This window comes from Mycolicibacterium sp. SMGY-1XX, assembly GCF_059132455.1.
Map to the genome: position 1 here is coordinate 5774822 of NZ_CP101139.1, position 16078 is coordinate 5790899.

The following is a 16078-nucleotide window of genomic DNA, read 5'->3' on the forward strand; positions in this document are numbered from 1 at the left end:
CAGTGATAGGCATCGCCGGGGCTGGTTGCGGCGGTACACCAGCCGGACCCTGGGAGACATGGACAAACTCGAACTGGGCGACGTCTCGGTCACCCGCGTCATGGAATACTTCGGATCGGTCGATCTGTCGCCGGCAACCTTCTTCCCGGACAGCTGTCATGAATCGTGGGAGGCCAATCAGGACTGGCTGGTGCCTGACTTCTACGACCCCGGTTCCGGGATGTGTGTATCCGCCCTGCAGACCTGGGTGCTGCGCAGCGAGGGCAGGACGATTCTCATCGACACCGGCGCCGGGAATCACAAGGAACGCCCCGGCACGGTCTGGGACCACCTCGAGACGGACTTCCTGGGCAACCTCGCACGAGCAGGTGTCCGACCCGACGAGGTGGACGTCGTCGTCAACACCCATCTGCACAACGATCACGTCGGGTGGAACACCGTCCTGCGCGACGGCGAGTGGGTGCCGACCTTCTCGAACGCCACGTACCTGATGTCGCGCGCCGACTTCGAGTTCTGGAACCCCGCCAACGGCCGGCCGTCCCGCCTCGGTGACAGAAGCCGGATCGTGTTCGAGGACAGCGTCGCTCCGGTGCACGATGCCGGACAAGTCCAGCTTTGGGACACACAGCTGGACATCGACAGCAATCTTCGGCTCGACCTGGCCCCGGGCCACACTCCGGGATCGTCGATCCTGCGCCTCCAATCCGGCACCGAGCGAGCGGTGTTCGTCGGCGACCTGCTACACACTGCGCTGCAGGTGATCGACCCTGACATCAACAGCTGTTTCTGCGAGGACCCTACCCAGGCCATGGCCACCCGGCGGCGGGTACTCGCTCAGGCGGCAGATACCAACACCCTGGTGTTCCCTGCGCACCTCGGTGGGCACGGCGGTGCCGAGGTGCGTCACCAGGGCGACGGCTTTGCGATCAAGAAATGGGCAGCGTTCGCGCGGGTGACCGATGTCTGAGGTGATCGTGGCCACCGCTACCGGCGCCGTCCGCGGGATCAACGGTGCTGCGGGGTCGGTGTTCCTGGGTGTTCCCTACGCGGCACCGCCGACAGGTCCGGCCCGGTTTGCGGCCCCTGCAACACATCCGGGATGGACAGGTGTTCTCGATGCCACCCGGCCAGGGCCGGCAGCGCCCCAGAAGCCACGCACCGGGTTCGGTGCGCTGAACATGTCGCCGTTCTTCGGGGTCGCCCGCGTGGGCGATCCGGACTATCTGAAAGTCAATGTCTGGGCCCCGGAAGGCGCCACCCAGCGGCCGGTGATGGTGTTCGTGCACGGCGGCGGGTTCGTCTCCGGCTCCACCCGATCGCCGCTGTACGACGGCGCGACCTTCGCGCGGGACGGCGTCGTGCTGGTGACAGTCACCTACCGACTGGGCGTCATCGGCTTCCTGGATGTGGCTGACGCCCCGCCCAATCGCGGGATGCTCGACGTGTTGGCCGCACTGCGGTGGGTGCAGACCAACATCGCGGCGTTCGGCGGAGATCCCGACAATGTGACACTGTTCGGGCAGTCAGCCGGGGCCACCATGGTCGGTGCTCTCCTGACCGTGCCTGACATCGGAGTGCTGATACGGCGGGCGATCATCCAGAGTGGCAACGGGGTTGGCGCCTTTGATCTCGAGCAAGCCGCCCGTGTCACCCACCGTGCCGGTCTGCTCCTCGATACAGCACCCAGTTCGACCACGTTCTCGAGCTTCTCCGATGGTCAGCTGGTCGAGCTGGGCGCTGCGCTGACGGGGGTCGATCTGCAGACAGGCAGCCGTTGTGATCCTCTTGTGGGGCTCAGTCCGTTCAGTGTGGTGCTGGAGCGTCAGCCCGCGGAGGTGGTCGCGGCGGGTGTCGGCGCACAGGTCCCACTCCTCATCGGCACCAACGCCGAGGAGGGCAATCTCTATTTGGCGCCGCAGGGTGATCTGGACAGGTCCTCGGAGACCGATGTGCGTGAGCTGGCCGCACGTAGCAGCGCAGATCCCGACGCGACTGTCGCCGAACTGCTTTCGCGCCTGCCCGATTCGACTTGGGGTGAGAGACGCTCTGCTCTGCTGAGCGACGCACTCTTCGGCGCAGGCACGCGGCAGCTCGTGGACGCGCACACATCACGTGGCGAGGCGCCGCTGCACGAGTATCGGTTCATCTGGCGGTCGCCGGCCCTCAACGGACGGCTGGGTGCCGCGCACGCGGTCGAACTGCCGTTTGTCTTCGACTGTATCGACGAGCCCGCGCTACGCGGCTCCAGTGGACTGCTGGGGCCGCTCACCCCGCCACAAGCGCTGGCAAGCGAGATGCACCGGTCATGGATCGAGTACGCGTCAACCGGTGGTCCCGGGTGGGCGCAGACGCACCGCCACGAGTTCACCGGGTGACACACCAACTCAGAGTGAGGTGGCCTTGGCCGAATCCGTCGTCGCGTCCTCGGGCTCGGCCGCCTCCACGATGTCACGCCGGTTGGTCTCCGGTCCGTACGCCAGCGCCACCATCGTCAGCGCGGTCAGGATTCCCAGGTACACCACGATCACCCACCAGTGCCCGAACGCGGCGATCAGCGCGGTGGCGATCAGCGGCAAGAAGCCGCCGGCCAGCACCGAACCGATCTCACGGGCAAACGCGAATCCGGACAGCCGGGTGCGCGTGTCGAACAGTTCGGCGAAGTAGGCGGCCTGGGGTGCGAGCATCGCCGGGTACAGGATGCCCAGTCCGACAACAAATCCCAGGATCAGCAGCGGCGCACTCAATGACTCCAGCATCAGGAAGAACGGCACCAACCAGATGACCGAGAGCAGCGCACCGCCGGCATACACCGGGCGGCGGCCCACCAGATCGCTGACATGCGCCCAGATCGGGATGAACAACACCTGCACCGCGGACGCGATCACCACGGCCAACAGGGTGGTACTGCGCTCCACCGCAAGAGTGTTCACCGCGAATCCGACGGCGAAAACCGGGAACAGGTAGGCGAAACCGTTCTCCGCCATGCGGGCTCCGATCACCACCAGGAAGTTGCGCGGGTTACGCCGGATAGCCTCCAACACCGGGATCTTCGTCGCTTCGACCACACCGGCCTGTTCAGCCTCCACGGCCTTCACGTACGCGTCGGTCTCGTCGATGCTGCGACGGATGAAGTAACCCACGATCAGCAACACCGATCCGAGAAGGAACGGCACCCGCCAGCCCCAGCTCTGGAACGCGTCCTCGGGCAGCAGGGTGGCGAGTTGGAACACTCCTGTCGACAACAACGTCGCCAGCGCGAACCCGGCGGGTGCCCACGCGCCGGCGAGTCCCCGGCGCTTCTGGTCACCATGTTCGACGGAAAGCACCACGGCGCCGGCATATTCGCCCCCGGCACCGAAGCCCTGCAGCAGCCGCAGCACGATCAGCAGGATTGGCGCCCACACACCGATGGCCGCATAGTTGGGTAGCACACCGATCAAGGTGGTGGCCACACCCATCAGCACGATGGTGAAGACCAACATCTTCTTGCGGCCCACCTTGTCGCCCATGTTGCCCAGCACGATGCCGCCCAGCGGCCGCGCCAGGAAACCGACGGCATAGGTGGCGAACGCCGCGAGGGTTCCGACGGTGGGGTCGACGCTCGGGAAGAACTGGCTGTTGAGCACCAATGCTGCTGCGGTGCCGTAGATGAGGAAGTCGTACCACTCAAGGGTGGTGCCGACCAGAGCGGCGATCCCGGCCTTGCGGGCCTGCTTGGATCCAGTGGTTGTCATGCGACGGAGTCCTTCGGTGAGGTGAAAGGTGTTGTGTCAGCGAGCAGGTCGACGCAGGACGGCGCCTCCTTGGATTGGGCCGACGAGGGCGGCGTACTGACCGAGCCAGCCCCGCTCTGGGGCATCGCCTGCGGCGCGTACCGGCGCACCGTCGCGGACAGGGTGCACGTCCACGCGCCGGGCGTCGAGATCGATGCTGATGGTGTCTCCGTCCTGGAGCCCGGCCAGCGGTCCACCGTCGGCGGCCTCGGGCATGACCTGCCCCACCACCAGACCGTGGTTGAGTCCGGACAGTTCCCCGTCGGTGACAACGGCAACGTGCCCGCCGAGTCCCGCACCGTTGAGCGCGGCCACGAAGCTGGCGGCGAACACCGTTCCCGGTCCACCGCGTGGGCCCATGCCGCGCAGCACGATCACATCGCCGCGCTCGATCCCGCCCTGGCCGAGCGCGGCGATCGCGTCGTCCTCACCGACGAAAACCTTGGCAGGACCTGTGAAGTCACGCCGGGTGGCTTTACCGACGCCCGCTACCTTGACAATGGACCCGTCCGGTGCCAGCGAGCCACGCAGGATGATCAGTCCGGGCTCGTCGTTGATCGGGTCGTCGAGCCCGTGCAACACGTCGCCGTCGGCGGCGCGGGCCTGCTCGGCGCGTTGGGCCACGGTGCGGCCGTCGACGGTCAGGGCGTCGCCGTGCAACCGCGGCAGCAGAGTGCGCAGCACCGTCTGGACACCGCCGATCCCGTCGAGGTCCCACACCTGATGCGCGCCGTTGGGGCGGATCGCCGCCAGTTGCACGGCATCGCGGCCGAGTTTCTCGAACAGACCCACCACATCGACATCGAGGTCGGCCTCCGCGGCGATCGCGGTGAGGTGCCGGATGCAGTTCACCGAACCACCCAGTGCCAGAGCCACTTCGATGGCGTTCTCGATGGCAGCATCGGTGATCACCTGGCGCGCGGTCAAGTTCTCCTCGACCATGGCCACGATGCGCCGGCCGGCCGAGCTGGCGTTGGCCAGCATGGCTTCGGAGTTGGCGCGGGTGGGCGCCGAACCAGCGATGGTCATGCCCAGCGCCTCTGCAAGGCAGTGCATGGTGTTGGCCGTCGCCAGCCCCGCACAGACGCCGGGGCCTTCGATGGCTCGGTCGGCCAGTTCACCGAGTTGGTCGACGGTCATGGTGCCCGACGCCAGAGCGCCGACGGACTCGTACACGGTGTCGATGTCGACCGAACAGCCGCTGTACCGGCCGCCCTTCTGGTAGCCGCCGATCACCACGATCGACGGTAGATTCAGTCGTGCCGCCGCCATCAGATGCGCAGGGGTGGTCTTGTCGCAGGACGACAGGAACACGATGCCGTCGAGCACCGCACCCTCGACCGCGGACTCGACGTCATTGACGATCAAGTCCCGGGTCGGCATCAGGTAACGGGCTTTGCGTCCGGCGCTGGTGACGAAATCGCTTGGCGCCGTGGTGCGTATCTCGAACGGTAAGCCACCGGCTTCACGGATCGAGTCGGCCACCCGCACCGCCACATCGTCGAGGTGGGCGAAGCACACCGACAGTTTCGACGAGGTGTTGACCACCGCGATTTTCGGCTTCTGTTGATCGTCCACGCTGATGCCCATGGCGCTCCACTGCGCGCGGCGCACCGCCCACCGGGTGCTGCCCGGGGTGAAGTTGCTGCGCAAGCCTCCGTCGGTGGCGCGTTCGAAGTTGTCGGTCATGCGCTGTCCCTTTCCTTGTGCACTGCGCTTTCCGTGTGCGCTGCGACCGGGGTCGCGGGCGAGAGCGCACTTCCGTTGGCGATCATGCGGTCCTGGACGGTCCGCACGTCGAGTTCCCGGTAGGCCACTCCGGAGTCGAGCGAGGCCAAGGTGGCCACGGCGGCGGCGTGACCGTATTCGAAGCACTGCGCGGTCACGCGCGCCGAGGCCAGTGCCTGGTGCTCAGCGGACAGGCAGCGGCCGGCGACGATGATGTTCTCGCCACGCTCGGGGACCAGCGTCCCGAAGGGTACGTCGTAGTAATCGTCGAGCAGCCAGTGCAGTTTCGGCCGCTGACCATCGTGCAGTTCGATGGGCCACGGTGACCGGCAGATGGTGTCGGACCGTTTGGTGCCGTTCACCACGTCGCTGTCCAGCAGCGTCTCCACCCCGGCCACGGTGCGGGTCTGGCGGATTCCGGCCTCGACACCGGTATCGACGACGAAGGCGTCGGCGCACCCCGGGATGGCTTCGGCGAGGAATCGGGCGTATTCGCGGACCTGGCGGCGTCCACCGATCTCGGCGAGGGTGAAGTCGGCGGGGTCGATGACGTTGAGCATCCGGCCATCGGGTCCCGTCAGCCGGGTTGCGTTGACCAGCAGCTCATCTGGTCTGCTGGTGGCGAAGACCCAGATCTTGTTACGTGGCAGGTCCTGTCCTGCGGACCGAGCCACTTCGATGGCCTCGGATACCCAGGGCGGGCTGATCGTGTCGGGACCCCAAGCGGCCCAGAACGTCTCGAGGTCCACATTGCCCAGCCTGAAGAACATGGTCGGGTTCTGGATACGGCCGTCATCGCCGAATCGGTAGGCGCCTCCGCCGCGGGCGACGACCGCCCCGTCGCCGGAGGCGTCGATGATGCGGGCGGCGCGGATCACGGCGACACCGGCGTTCGACGCAACCACCAGACCGCGGTATTGCTCCCCTTCGGTCACGACGTCGAGCACCTGTGTGTGGAACAGGATTCGCACGCCGGCGGCGGTCAGCAGATCATCGGCGGCCTCGCGCCACACCAGCGGATCGTGGGCGGAGGTGAACGTCTTGCCATATCGCTGCGGCTCGGTGAGGCCGCCGCGGGCGGTCAACTCTCCGGCGAATCGTTCGGTGAACCCGTAGACCACCTGGTGGGGCCTGGCGGCGTCCTCCGACGCCAGGTACATGCCACAGATGGTGCCCGACATCCCGGCCACCGCAGCACCGCCTGCGAATCCGTACTTCTCGAGCACCAGGACCGATGCGCCCGCTTCAGCAGCCACGGTGGCCGCGGCGACACCGGCGGCACCCGCTCCGACCACGGCGACGTCCACGTCGGCGAGCACCGGCAATTTGCGAGCAGCCACCTCCCCACAACCGGCATCCAACCGCCATTCAACCGATATATCAGTCATAGACGGACCGTACATGGACTGTCGCGATAATGTCTACCCCGTGACAGACAAGGCACCGACATGACCGGCGTCACCCCGAACAAGTCCGATCAGGCGTTCCTCGACATCGAGCGGATGATCGTGTTGCAGGAGCTGGCACCCGGCACGCTGGTCTCGGAGAAGCAGCTGATGGAGCGAACGGGCCTGGGTCGCACCCCGGTCCGCGAGGCCTTGCAGCGGCTCGCGCGCGAACGGCTGGTCGAGATCCACCCGAACCGCGGCGTGTTGGTGCCGGTGGCCTCCATCGAGGCGCAGCTGAAGCTGCTGGAGCTGCGCCGCACGCTCGAGCCGTTCGCCGTCCGCCTCGCCGCGCTACGCGCCAGCGCCGAGCAACGCGCCACGGCCCGCCGGCTCGCCGACGACGTACTGGGCGGACCGCTGTCGGTCGAGGACTTCTCCCGGTTCCTGCGATCAGCGCATGCCCTGGTGGTCAGCGCCACGCACAACGAGTTCGTCGAAGTTGCCATGGCTCCCTTGCAGGGCCTGTCCCGGCGGTTCTGGTTCGGCAACCTCTCCGCACCGGCCGATGATCTGGCCCGGGCCGCCAAACTGCACCACGACATTCTGGCGTCGATCGCTGAGGGCGACGGCGACGCCGCCGAGACGGCCTCCCTGGCGCTGAACGACTATCTGTTCGATTTCACCTATGCGACGTTGCCGCAACGACGAGACCAGTAGTTCGTGAACTACCTCACCTGACGTCCGTCAACCGAATAGCGTTGTCCCCGCCTGGCCCAAGCAGGGCCGCGTGGGGAACGGAGACTCGAGCATGCCGAACGGCAAACCGAACATCCTGGTCATCTGGGGCGACGACATCGGCATCACCAACCTCAGCTGCTACAGCGACGGACTGATGGGATACCGCACCCCCAACATCGATCGCATCGCCACCGAGGGCATGCGGTTCACCGACTCCTACGGCGAGCAGAGTTGTACCGCCGGCCGGGCCGCGTTCATCAGCGGGCAGAGTGTCTATCGCACCGGGATGAGCAAGGTCGGCGTGCCGGGGGCCGATATCGGTTGGGCCGCCGATGATCCCACGATCGCCGAGCTCCTCAAACCTCTCGGCTATGCCACCGGGCAGTTCGGCAAGAACCATTTCGGCGATCTCAACAAGCACCTGCCCACGGTGCACGGTTTCGACGAATTCTTCGGCAACCTCTACCACCTCAACGCCGAGGAGGAGCCGGAGAACCCCGACTACCCGGACCGGGAGCAGTTCCCCCGCATGTACGAGGCGGCGCGGCCCCGGGGAGTCCTGAGGTGCTGGGCCACCGACGAAGTCTCAGATGAGCCCGATCATCCACGATGGGGACCGGTGGGCAGACAACGCATCGAGGACACCGGTCCGCTGACCCGCAAGCGGATGGAGAGCATCGACGACGAAACCACCGAAGCGTGCGTCGACTTCATCAAACGTCAAGCCGCGGCGGACACCCCGTTCTTCGTGTGGATGAACACGACGCACATGCACCTGTTCACCCATACCAAGCCCGAAAGCGTCGGACAGGCCGGCCGCTGGCAGTCGCCCTATCACGACACCATGATCGATCACGACCGCCATGTGGGGCAGATTCTGGACGCGGTCGACGAGCTCGGCATCGCCGAGGACACCATCGTCATCTACTCCACCGACAACGGCCCGCACGCCAACACCTGGCCCGACGGCGCCACCACCCCGTTCCGCAGCGAGAAGAACACGAACTGGGAAGGTGCGTTCCGGGTGCCGGAGTTGATCCGCTGGCCCGGCAAGATCGCCGCCGGCTCGATCTCGAACGAGATTGTGCAGCATCATGATTGGCTTCCCACTTTTCTGGCCGCCGCCGGCGAACCCGACATCGTGGAGAAGTTGAAGGCGGGTCACGCGGCGGGTGAGAAAGAGTTCCGAGTCCACATCGACGGGTACAACCTGCTGCCGTACCTGACCGGCGAGGTCGACGCGAGCCCACGAGAAGGCTTCATCTACTTCTCCGACGATGGCGACGTCCTGGGTCTGCGCTACGACAACTGGAAGGTGGTGTTCCAGGAGCAGCGCTGCCAGGGCACGCTGCAGGTGTGGGCCGAGCCGTTCACGCCGCTGCGGGTGCCCAAGCTGTTCAACCTGCGCACCGATCCGTTCGAACGCGCCGACATCACCTCGAACACGTACTGGGACTGGCTGATTCGCCGCGGCTTCTTGGTCTTCTACGCCAGCGCGATCGTGACGCAGTTCCTGGAGACGTTCAAGGAGTTCCCGCCCCGGCACGAACCGGCCAGCTTCACCATCGACCAGGCGTTGGAGAAGCTCCACGAATTCCTGGCGAAGGACTAAATGCTGGACTCATGGAAAGACGGGCCCACGAAGGCGGCCATCGTCGACTTCGTCGCGCTTGTCACCGCTCCCGGAGAAAGCTATGTGGCGCCGCAAGAACGCATCGCCGTGTTCGACAACGACGGAACACTGTGGTGTGAGAAACCGGCCTATGTGCAGCTGGACTTCCTGGTGCGCCGGCTCGCGCAACAGGTGGCCGAGGATCCGTCGCTGGCCGAGCGTCAACCGTACCGGGCCGCCGCGGCCGGCGACCTGCAATGGTTCGGCGCCGCCGTCACCAAGCACTACGAGGGTGACGACAGCGATCTGAAAGTGCTTGCGGCGGGGATACTTTCCGCGAATGCGGCGATCTCCACCGAGGAACATGCCGAACGGGTGCGCACGTTCTTCGCAGACATCCGTCATCCCACCCTGGACCGCCCCTACACCGCCACGGGCTACCCGCCCATGGTCGAGTTGTTGCGTTACCTGGAGGCGCACGGGTTCACCAACTACATCGTCTCCGGCGGTGGACGCGATTTCATGCGGCCGGTCACCGGGCCGATGTACGGCATTCCGCCGGAGCGGGTGATCGGCAGTTCGGTCGGACTGATCTACCAGGACGGTCGGCTGTTCACCACCGCGCAGGCGGAGTTCCTCGACGACGGCCCCATCAAGCCGGTCCGCATCTGGAGCCGCACCGGCCGCCGCCCGATCTTCGCCGCCGGTAACTCCAACGGCGACATCGAGATGCTGGAGTACACCACCTCCGGTGTGTTGCCGTCGCTGGCGCTGCTGGTCAAACATGACGACGCGGCCCGCGAATTCGACTATGTCGCGGGCGCGGAGAAGGCTCTGGAGTTGGCGGCGGCTCGCAAGTGGTCGGTGGCCAGCATGCGCGACGATTGGACCCATGTCTTCAGCGAGTGACATGGTCTGGATCCCGGGGCAGACGGCGATGGTGGGTTCCGACGACCACTATCCCGAGGAAGCCCCGGCACACCAGGTGACGGTCGACGGGTTCTGGATCCAGCCCCACCAGGTGACGAATGCCGAATTCGAACAGTTCGTTTCGGCCACCGGTCACGTGACGGTCGCGGAGCGGCCGCTGAACCCGGCGGACTACCCCGGGGCCCCTCCCGAGAACCTGCAGCCCGGTTCCATGGTGTTCCGGCGCACGCCCGGGCCCGTCGACCTCCGTCACCTGTCGCAGTGGTGGACATGGACACCCGGCGCCTGCTGGAACCATCCGCGTGGACCGCGCTCCGGACTCAGCGGCCGCGACCACCACCCCGTCGTGCACATCGCGTTCGAGGACGCGCAGGCCTACGCCGACTGGGCGGGCCTGCACCTGCCGACCGAAGCCGAGTGGGAGATCGCGGCCCGGGGCGGGCTCCCGCACGCCGTCTACACCTGGGGCGAGGAACCCGAGCCGCCCGGTCAGAAGCTGGCCAACTACTGGCACGGCGAATTCCCGTACCTGCCCGACACCGGCTACGGCCAGTCGGCGGCGGTGGGCAGTTACCCGCCCAACGGTTACGGCCTCTACGACATGGCAGGCAATGTCTGGGAGTGGACCACCGACTTCTACAGCTCGGACCGGGGCAGCGCATCCTGCTGCGCCGAGGAGTCCAGAGACCCGCAGTCCGGGGTTGCGCGTCGTGTCATCAAGGGTGGGTCCTTCCTGTGCGCCGACAGCTACTGCCGGCGCTACCGCCCGGCTGCCCGCCGGCCTCAGGCCGTCGACACGGGGATGAGCCACATCGGGTTCCGCTGCGTCCGGCGATGAATTCTAATCAGGGTGATTCGCTGCCGTTGCGGCTGCTGTCGTCGACGGCCTTCTCCACAGGAGTGCGGTACGTGGTCTACGGCCCGGGTGGCGAGAGCGGGTCCGCAGGTTATGACGAGGCCAAGACGCACCTTCCTCAGTGACCCGACGGGCCTCACCTAGTAGGGTCTGGAACACGTTCCAGATCGGGCTGAGGGAGACGCATGACGGTACTGGTCACGGGGGCATTCGGCTTGGTCGGATCCGCCACCGTCGCTCATCTGGCCGCCGAGGGGCGCCGAGTCGTCGCCACCGACCTCGACATCCCCGCCAACCGTGAGGCGGCCACCAAACTCCCGCCCGGAGTGCTGGTGCGCTACGCCGACCTGACCGACCCGGCCGCCGTCGACGCCCTGTTCGCCGACGTCGTGCCCACGTCGGTGATCCACCTGGCCGCCGTGATCGCCCCGCATTGCTACAGCCGCCACGCACTGGCCAAGAAGGTGAATGTCGACGGCACCGCCAATCTGCTGGCCGCCGCCACCAGGCAGGCGGCGCCACCGCGATTCGTGCTCGCGTCCAGCGTCGCGGTGTACGGGCCGCGCAACCCGCACCGCATCACCGACGTGCTGACCGCGGACACCCCGGTGGCGCCTTACGACATCTACGGGGCGCACAAAGTCGAAGCCGAAGGACTGGTGCGCGCCTCGGATCTCGACTGGGCGATCCTGCGCCTGGGTGGAGTGCTCACGGTGGCACTGCAATTCGATCTCAACCCCGATTTCATCTTCTTCGAAGGCCTGCTGCCCACCGACGGGCGCATCCAGACCGTCGATGTCCGCGATGTCGCGCGCGCCTTCGCCAACGCCACCACCGCCGACTGCCTGGGCGAGACGCTGCTCATCGGCGGCGACAGCACCCACCGGCTGACCCAGGGCGACATCGGGCCGGCCACCGCCGCGGCCATGGGTCTGGTGGGCGGGCTGCCCATCGGACGCAAAGGCGACCCCAACAGTGACCTCAAGTGGTTCGCCACCGACTGGATGGACACCAGCCGGGCACAGGAAGTGCTTGACTTCCAACGTCATTCGTGGCCGGAAATGCTGATCGAGACGGCCGAGAACGCGGGCTGGAAGCGGCCGCTGATCAGACTGGCCGCGCCCATCGCCCATCAGATCCTCACGCGGCGCGCCGCCTACTACAAGGCGCCGGGAATCTACGCCGACCCATGGGGTGCCGTCACCGCCAAATGGGGCGACCCGCGTCCGGAGACCGCGAAAGGCCAGCAGTGACGCGGCACGCCGTGGTCGTCGGCGGCGCCTCCGGGATCGGCTGGGCTATTGCGCAGACCCTGGCCGCCGACTCGACGGTGACCATCGCCGACCGCAACGTCGACGGGGCACGGCAACGCGCCGCCGAACTCGGTGCGCCCCACGCGGGCGCGTTCGTCGACGTCACCGACGAAGCCTCCGTGCAGGCGCTGTTCGAGGGCATCGTCCCGGACGCCACCGTGAACTGTGCCGGCTTCAGCGGCTTCAGCCCCATCACCGATCTGGACATCGCACAGTTCCGGGAGGTGGTCGACGTCTGCCTCACCGGCGGCTTCCTGGTGCTCAAGCACGCCGGGCAGCGGATGGGCGAGGGTGGCTCGATCGTGTCGCTGACGTCGCTGAACGCGCGGCAGCCGGCGGTCGGGATGAGCGCCTATTGTTCGGCCAAGGCCGGGCTGGCAATGCTGACGCAGGTGGCTGCGCTCGAACTCGGGCCGCGTGGCATCCGCGTCAACGCCGTCTCCCCCGGGTTCGTTCCGACCCCGCTCACCGAGCCGGCCGCGATGATCCCCGGCGTGGTGGAGGAGTACGTCGAGAACACCCCGCTCGGACGCACCGGCACGCCGCAGGACATCGCCGACGCCGTGGCGTTCCTGTGTTCGGACAAATCCTCGTGGCTGACAGGTGAAGTCATCGACCTCAACGGTGGTGCCCACCTGAAGCGCTACCCCAACATCCACGAGCATCTGATGAAGTTCGCAGGTCAGACGTAATAGCCCCCTAGTATTGGGGCCGATGATCAACGAGTTCAGCGTTACGCAGAAGCGCGCCCTGGCCATCCTGACCGTGGTTGCGCTCGCTTTTGGCGCCTACTTCTTGCGCACGTACTTCGTCCTGATCGTCGTCGCCGCGGTGGCCGCATACCTGTTCACCCCGGTGTACCAACGGTTTCGGCGCCGAATGGGTACCGGGCTCTCGGCAACGCTGACGTTGTTGGCCGCGATCGCCATTGTGGCGGTGCCGGTGGCGGCGGTGATCACCCTGGCGGTTGTGCAGATCACCGAGATGGTGGCCGGTATCAGCAACTGGGTGGGCCACACCGACCTGAGCGCACTGGGTAACCGTCTGCTCGACTCGGCCAACCGAGCGCTGTCCCAGGTTCCGTTCCTGGACATCACCCTGACCATGGACTCCATCCGCGACAACATGGTCAAGGTCGGGCAGACCGTGGGCGAAGCCGCCCTGCGCTTCGCCAGCGATTCGGCCGGAAGCGCCTTCAGCACGCTCACCTCAGCGATCATCTTCCTGTACGTGTTCTTGTCGCTGCTCATCGGCGGCCACAAGGTGATCGATCTGATCAAACAGCTGAACCCGTTGGGAGAAGAGGTATCTGACCTCTACATCGCCAAGATCGGCGCCATGGTGAAGGCCACCGTCAAAGGCCAGTTCATCATCGCGGTCTGCCAAGGTGTCGCCGGAGCGATCTCGATCTACATCGGCGGCATCCACGACGCGATTTTCATGTTCGCCATCTTCTTGACGGCGCTGTCGTTCATCCCGCTTGGAAGCGGCATCGTCACCATTCCACTGGGCATCGGAATGGCGTTATTCGGCAACGTGATCGGCGGCATCTTCGTGGTGGTGTTCCACATCGTGGTGACCACCAACATCGACAACGTGCTACGCCCCCTGTTGGTACCCAAGGAAGCCCACCTCAATGCGGCACTGATGTTGCTGTCGGTGTTCGCCGGGCTACAGATGTTCGGCTTCTGGGGCATCGTGCTCGGGCCCGTGCTGATGATCATCATCGTCACCACCATCAGCGTGTACCTGGCCGTATACAAAGGTGTCGAGCTCGAAGACCACCACGTCGGCACCGAAGCAGAGGCCGAGACCGAACCCCGGACGTCGGTGTGGAAGTCGCTGATATCCCGGTTCAAGAAACCTGCACCTGCACCTGCACCTGCGGAGGACTGATGAGCGCACCACGGGTCCCCGGCGGGGTGGTCCACAAACTGCCCGCCGATCTGCGTGCGGCCCTGGCAGCCAACGCCGACGCGCTGGCGGCGTGGAAAGACATCACGCCGTTGGCGCGCAACGAGTTCATCTGTTGGGTCGAGGACGCCAAACAGGACAAGACCCGCGAGCGACGCATCCGGCGTACCCAGGAAGAGTTGGAAGACGGCATGCGTCGGCCGTGCTGTTGGCCGGGGTGCAAGCACCGGGAGCGGACGGGAAAGGCATAGATAGTCCGTGGGCCCGGCGGCAGCCCAACCGCCGGCTGAACGCTAACCCAAGCGCTGAGTGAGGAATTCGACGACGCGTTTGCGCGCCTCGTAGGCCGGGTGCCCGTCGGCCTCGCGCACCTGATCGGTGAGCACCGAGTGCGCCGCCCGGGTGAACCCGTCGGGATTGCCTGGGCCCGAATCGATTTCGATGACCTCGAACGCGTCGCCCAAGCGCTGCTTCAAGGTGGTGAACCGCTCCCCCGGGCTCATCCAGTCCGCGCTGAACCGCAGACCGAGGGCGCACAGCCCCTCTTCGGCGGCGCGCTTCTCGATGATCTTCAGCTCTCCCTCGGAGACGCCGGGATCGCGGCGCTGTTTCGGAGTCAGAGGAAGAGGTAGCGAGGGTTGGCTCAGCACCGGCGCGAGCACACTCTCGTCGACCGCCGCGGCCAAAGCGAAGCCACCGGTGAAGCACTGCCCGATCACACCGACTCCCTTGCCCGGTGTGCTGGCATTGAGGTCGCGCGCCAACGCGCGCAGGAACATCGCCACAGGCCGCTGCTTGTTGGTGGCGAACGCCGCGAACTCCCTGGCGATACATCCCCGTGCCAGCGTCGGCACCGCCGACGGTGCCAGTGCCGGTGCGCCCGGCGTGCCGAACAACGACGGCGCCGCTACGGTGAACCCGTTGTCCACCAGGTGGTTGCCCAACGCCAGCACGCCGGGGTGCAGCCCGGGCATCTCGGGGATCAGCACCACACCGGGCCCCGCACCCTTGCGGTAGACGTCGTGGGTGTAGCCGCCACCGGTGAACGGCGCGGCGCTCCAGCCCGCAAGGTCAGCCTCGGGTGCGTTCAACGGGGTCCTCCTGGCTTGCAGATCATGCGGCGGGTAACGGTGCCTGCGTCTGGGTGGCGTTGGCCAGTGTCCGGAATTCCTCAGGTGAACCGCCGCCGGTGATGGCCAACTGCGTACTGCCGATCCTGGTGGTCCACACCGGCTCGTCGGGCCCGTCTTCCGCGGCGCCTTCGTAGACGATCCACTGCCGCCCGCCCACCTCGACGGTGCCCGTCGGGTAGGCCCCCGCGGCGATGGAACGGACGAGGTCGTCTTCGTCGGCGTTGCTCTGCGTCAGGCTCATGTACTTGGTGTCGGGGGTGATGTAACCGACGTTGGAGATCAGCGCGCGCGCCGGCTGCCCGGTGACGGGATCGGTGCGTGCGCCGTCGAGGCCGTCACGACGCCCCGAGTTGGGCTTCCAGCCCTCGGGCAGGACCGGCATCCGGATCGGGAAGCCAAGTGTCTCGGCGTCCGAGCCGAGCGCCCCTTCGGCGTCATAGGTCGGGATCGGCCCTTGTGACGGGCCGCTGGGCTGGAACGAGCACATACCGAGCATCCCCGCCAACAGAATGCATCCGAGAATCAACGGTGCCATCGACCAGAACATGTCGCGGCCATCCTGCAGTACCCGCGGCTTGGCCTCCTTGGGCGTCGGAACGCCGGGGCTCGCGCTGCCCGGCGTCTGCTGCGGTTCCGTACTCACGCGTCCAGTATCCCAGCTCCCTACGCCGCTTCTGCTAATGGGACAATCAC

The 16078-nt window shown here is 66.5% G+C and carries 16 protein-coding genes; 11 read left to right on the plus strand and 5 right to left on the minus strand.

Translation table 11 applies throughout. The features are described 5' to 3' along the window. Nucleotides 1-58: 58 nt before the first annotated feature. Both NL241_RS27585 and NL241_RS27590 read left to right on the plus strand, forming a co-directional pair. Nucleotides 59-967 (plus strand): MBL fold metallo-hydrolase, encoded by a 909-nt coding sequence (locus NL241_RS27585; protein WP_494395590.1) that lies wholly within the window; start codon nucleotides 59-61, stop codon nucleotides 965-967. Next, complete coding sequence (locus tag NL241_RS27590) at nucleotides 960-2375, plus strand: carboxylesterase/lipase family protein (protein WP_494395591.1); 1416 nt, start codon at nucleotides 960-962, stop codon at nucleotides 2373-2375. The genes NL241_RS27585 and NL241_RS27590 overlap by 8 nt, the downstream gene beginning before the upstream one ends. A gap of 9 nt (nucleotides 2376-2384) precedes the next feature. Here NL241_RS27590 and NL241_RS27595 read toward each other — a convergent pair whose 3' ends face one another. Genes NL241_RS27595 through NL241_RS27605 form a run of 3 tightly spaced genes read right to left on the minus strand, consistent with a single transcriptional unit; the run spans nucleotide 2385 to nucleotide 6889 of the window. Then, nucleotides 2385-3734 (minus strand): MFS transporter, encoded by a 1350-nt coding sequence (locus NL241_RS27595; protein ID WP_494395592.1) that lies wholly within the window; start codon nucleotides 3732-3734, stop codon nucleotides 2385-2387. A 36-nt stretch (nucleotides 3735-3770) separates the two neighbouring features. Then, nucleotides 3771-5462 carry a dihydroxy-acid dehydratase domain-containing protein gene (locus tag NL241_RS27600; RefSeq protein WP_487692892.1) on the minus strand — a complete coding sequence of 564 codons (1692 nt, stop codon included), beginning with the start codon at nucleotides 5460-5462 and terminating at the stop codon, nucleotides 3771-3773. Continuing rightward, nucleotides 5459-6889: an FAD-dependent oxidoreductase gene (locus tag NL241_RS27605; RefSeq protein ID WP_494395593.1), complete on the minus strand. Its 1431-nt coding sequence runs from the start codon at nucleotides 6887-6889 to the stop codon at nucleotides 5459-5461. Before NL241_RS27605 ends, NL241_RS27600 begins: the two co-directional genes overlap by 4 nt. 60 nt (nucleotides 6890-6949) lie before the next feature. Between NL241_RS27605 and NL241_RS27610 the strand changes: the two genes are divergently transcribed. From NL241_RS27610 to NL241_RS27650, 9 genes are all read left to right on the plus strand, one after another. Beyond that, the gene (locus tag NL241_RS27610) at nucleotides 6950-7606 is read left to right on the plus strand and encodes a GntR family transcriptional regulator (RefSeq protein WP_487692890.1); all 657 of its coding nucleotides are present in this window, start codon (nucleotides 6950-6952) and stop codon (nucleotides 7604-7606) included. A 91-nt stretch (nucleotides 7607-7697) separates the two neighbouring features. Further along, nucleotides 7698-9239 carry an arylsulfatase gene (locus NL241_RS27615; protein WP_494395594.1) on the plus strand — a complete coding sequence of 514 codons (1542 nt, stop codon included), beginning with the start codon at nucleotides 7698-7700 and terminating at the stop codon, nucleotides 9237-9239. Further along, a complete protein-coding gene (locus NL241_RS27620) occupies nucleotides 9240-10148 on the plus strand; it encodes an HAD family hydrolase (protein ID WP_494395595.1) in 909 nt (302 codons plus the stop codon). Next, entirely contained in the window at nucleotides 10132-11007 is an 876-nt protein-coding gene (locus NL241_RS27625; RefSeq protein WP_494395596.1) for a formylglycine-generating enzyme family protein, read from the plus strand. Before NL241_RS27620 ends, NL241_RS27625 begins: the two co-directional genes overlap by 17 nt. After that, nucleotides 11004-11150, plus strand: a complete 147-nt coding sequence (locus NL241_RS27630) for a hypothetical protein (protein ID WP_494395597.1) — start codon at nucleotides 11004-11006, stop codon at nucleotides 11148-11150. Before NL241_RS27625 ends, NL241_RS27630 begins: the two co-directional genes overlap by 4 nt. A 60-nt stretch (nucleotides 11151-11210) precedes the next feature. Then, entirely contained in the window at nucleotides 11211-12278 is a 1068-nt protein-coding gene (locus NL241_RS27635) for an NAD-dependent epimerase/dehydratase family protein (RefSeq protein WP_487692885.1), read from the plus strand. Then, on the plus strand, nucleotides 12275-13030 hold the full coding sequence (locus NL241_RS27640; protein ID WP_494395598.1) for an SDR family NAD(P)-dependent oxidoreductase: 756 nt from the start codon (nucleotides 12275-12277) through the stop codon (nucleotides 13028-13030). Before NL241_RS27635 ends, NL241_RS27640 begins: the two co-directional genes overlap by 4 nt. 22 nt (nucleotides 13031-13052) lie before the next feature. Next, nucleotides 13053-14234, plus strand: coding sequence for an AI-2E family transporter (locus tag NL241_RS27645; protein ID WP_494395599.1), 1182 nt, complete (start codon nucleotides 13053-13055; stop codon nucleotides 14232-14234). Beyond that, nucleotides 14234-14503, plus strand: a complete 270-nt coding sequence (locus NL241_RS27650; RefSeq protein WP_494395600.1) for a YdeI/OmpD-associated family protein — start codon at nucleotides 14234-14236, stop codon at nucleotides 14501-14503. Before NL241_RS27645 ends, NL241_RS27650 begins: the two co-directional genes overlap by 1 nt. Nucleotides 14504-14545: 42 nt before the next feature. Here NL241_RS27650 and NL241_RS27655 read toward each other — a convergent pair whose 3' ends face one another. Then, complete coding sequence (locus tag NL241_RS27655; protein ID WP_494395601.1) at nucleotides 14546-15343, minus strand: dienelactone hydrolase family protein; 798 nt, start codon at nucleotides 15341-15343, stop codon at nucleotides 14546-14548. A gap of 22 nt (nucleotides 15344-15365) precedes the next feature. Next, nucleotides 15366-16028: a DUF4245 domain-containing protein gene (locus NL241_RS27660; RefSeq protein ID WP_494395602.1), complete on the minus strand. Its 663-nt coding sequence runs from the start codon at nucleotides 16026-16028 to the stop codon at nucleotides 15366-15368. Between the last annotated feature and the right edge of the window lie 50 nt (nucleotides 16029-16078).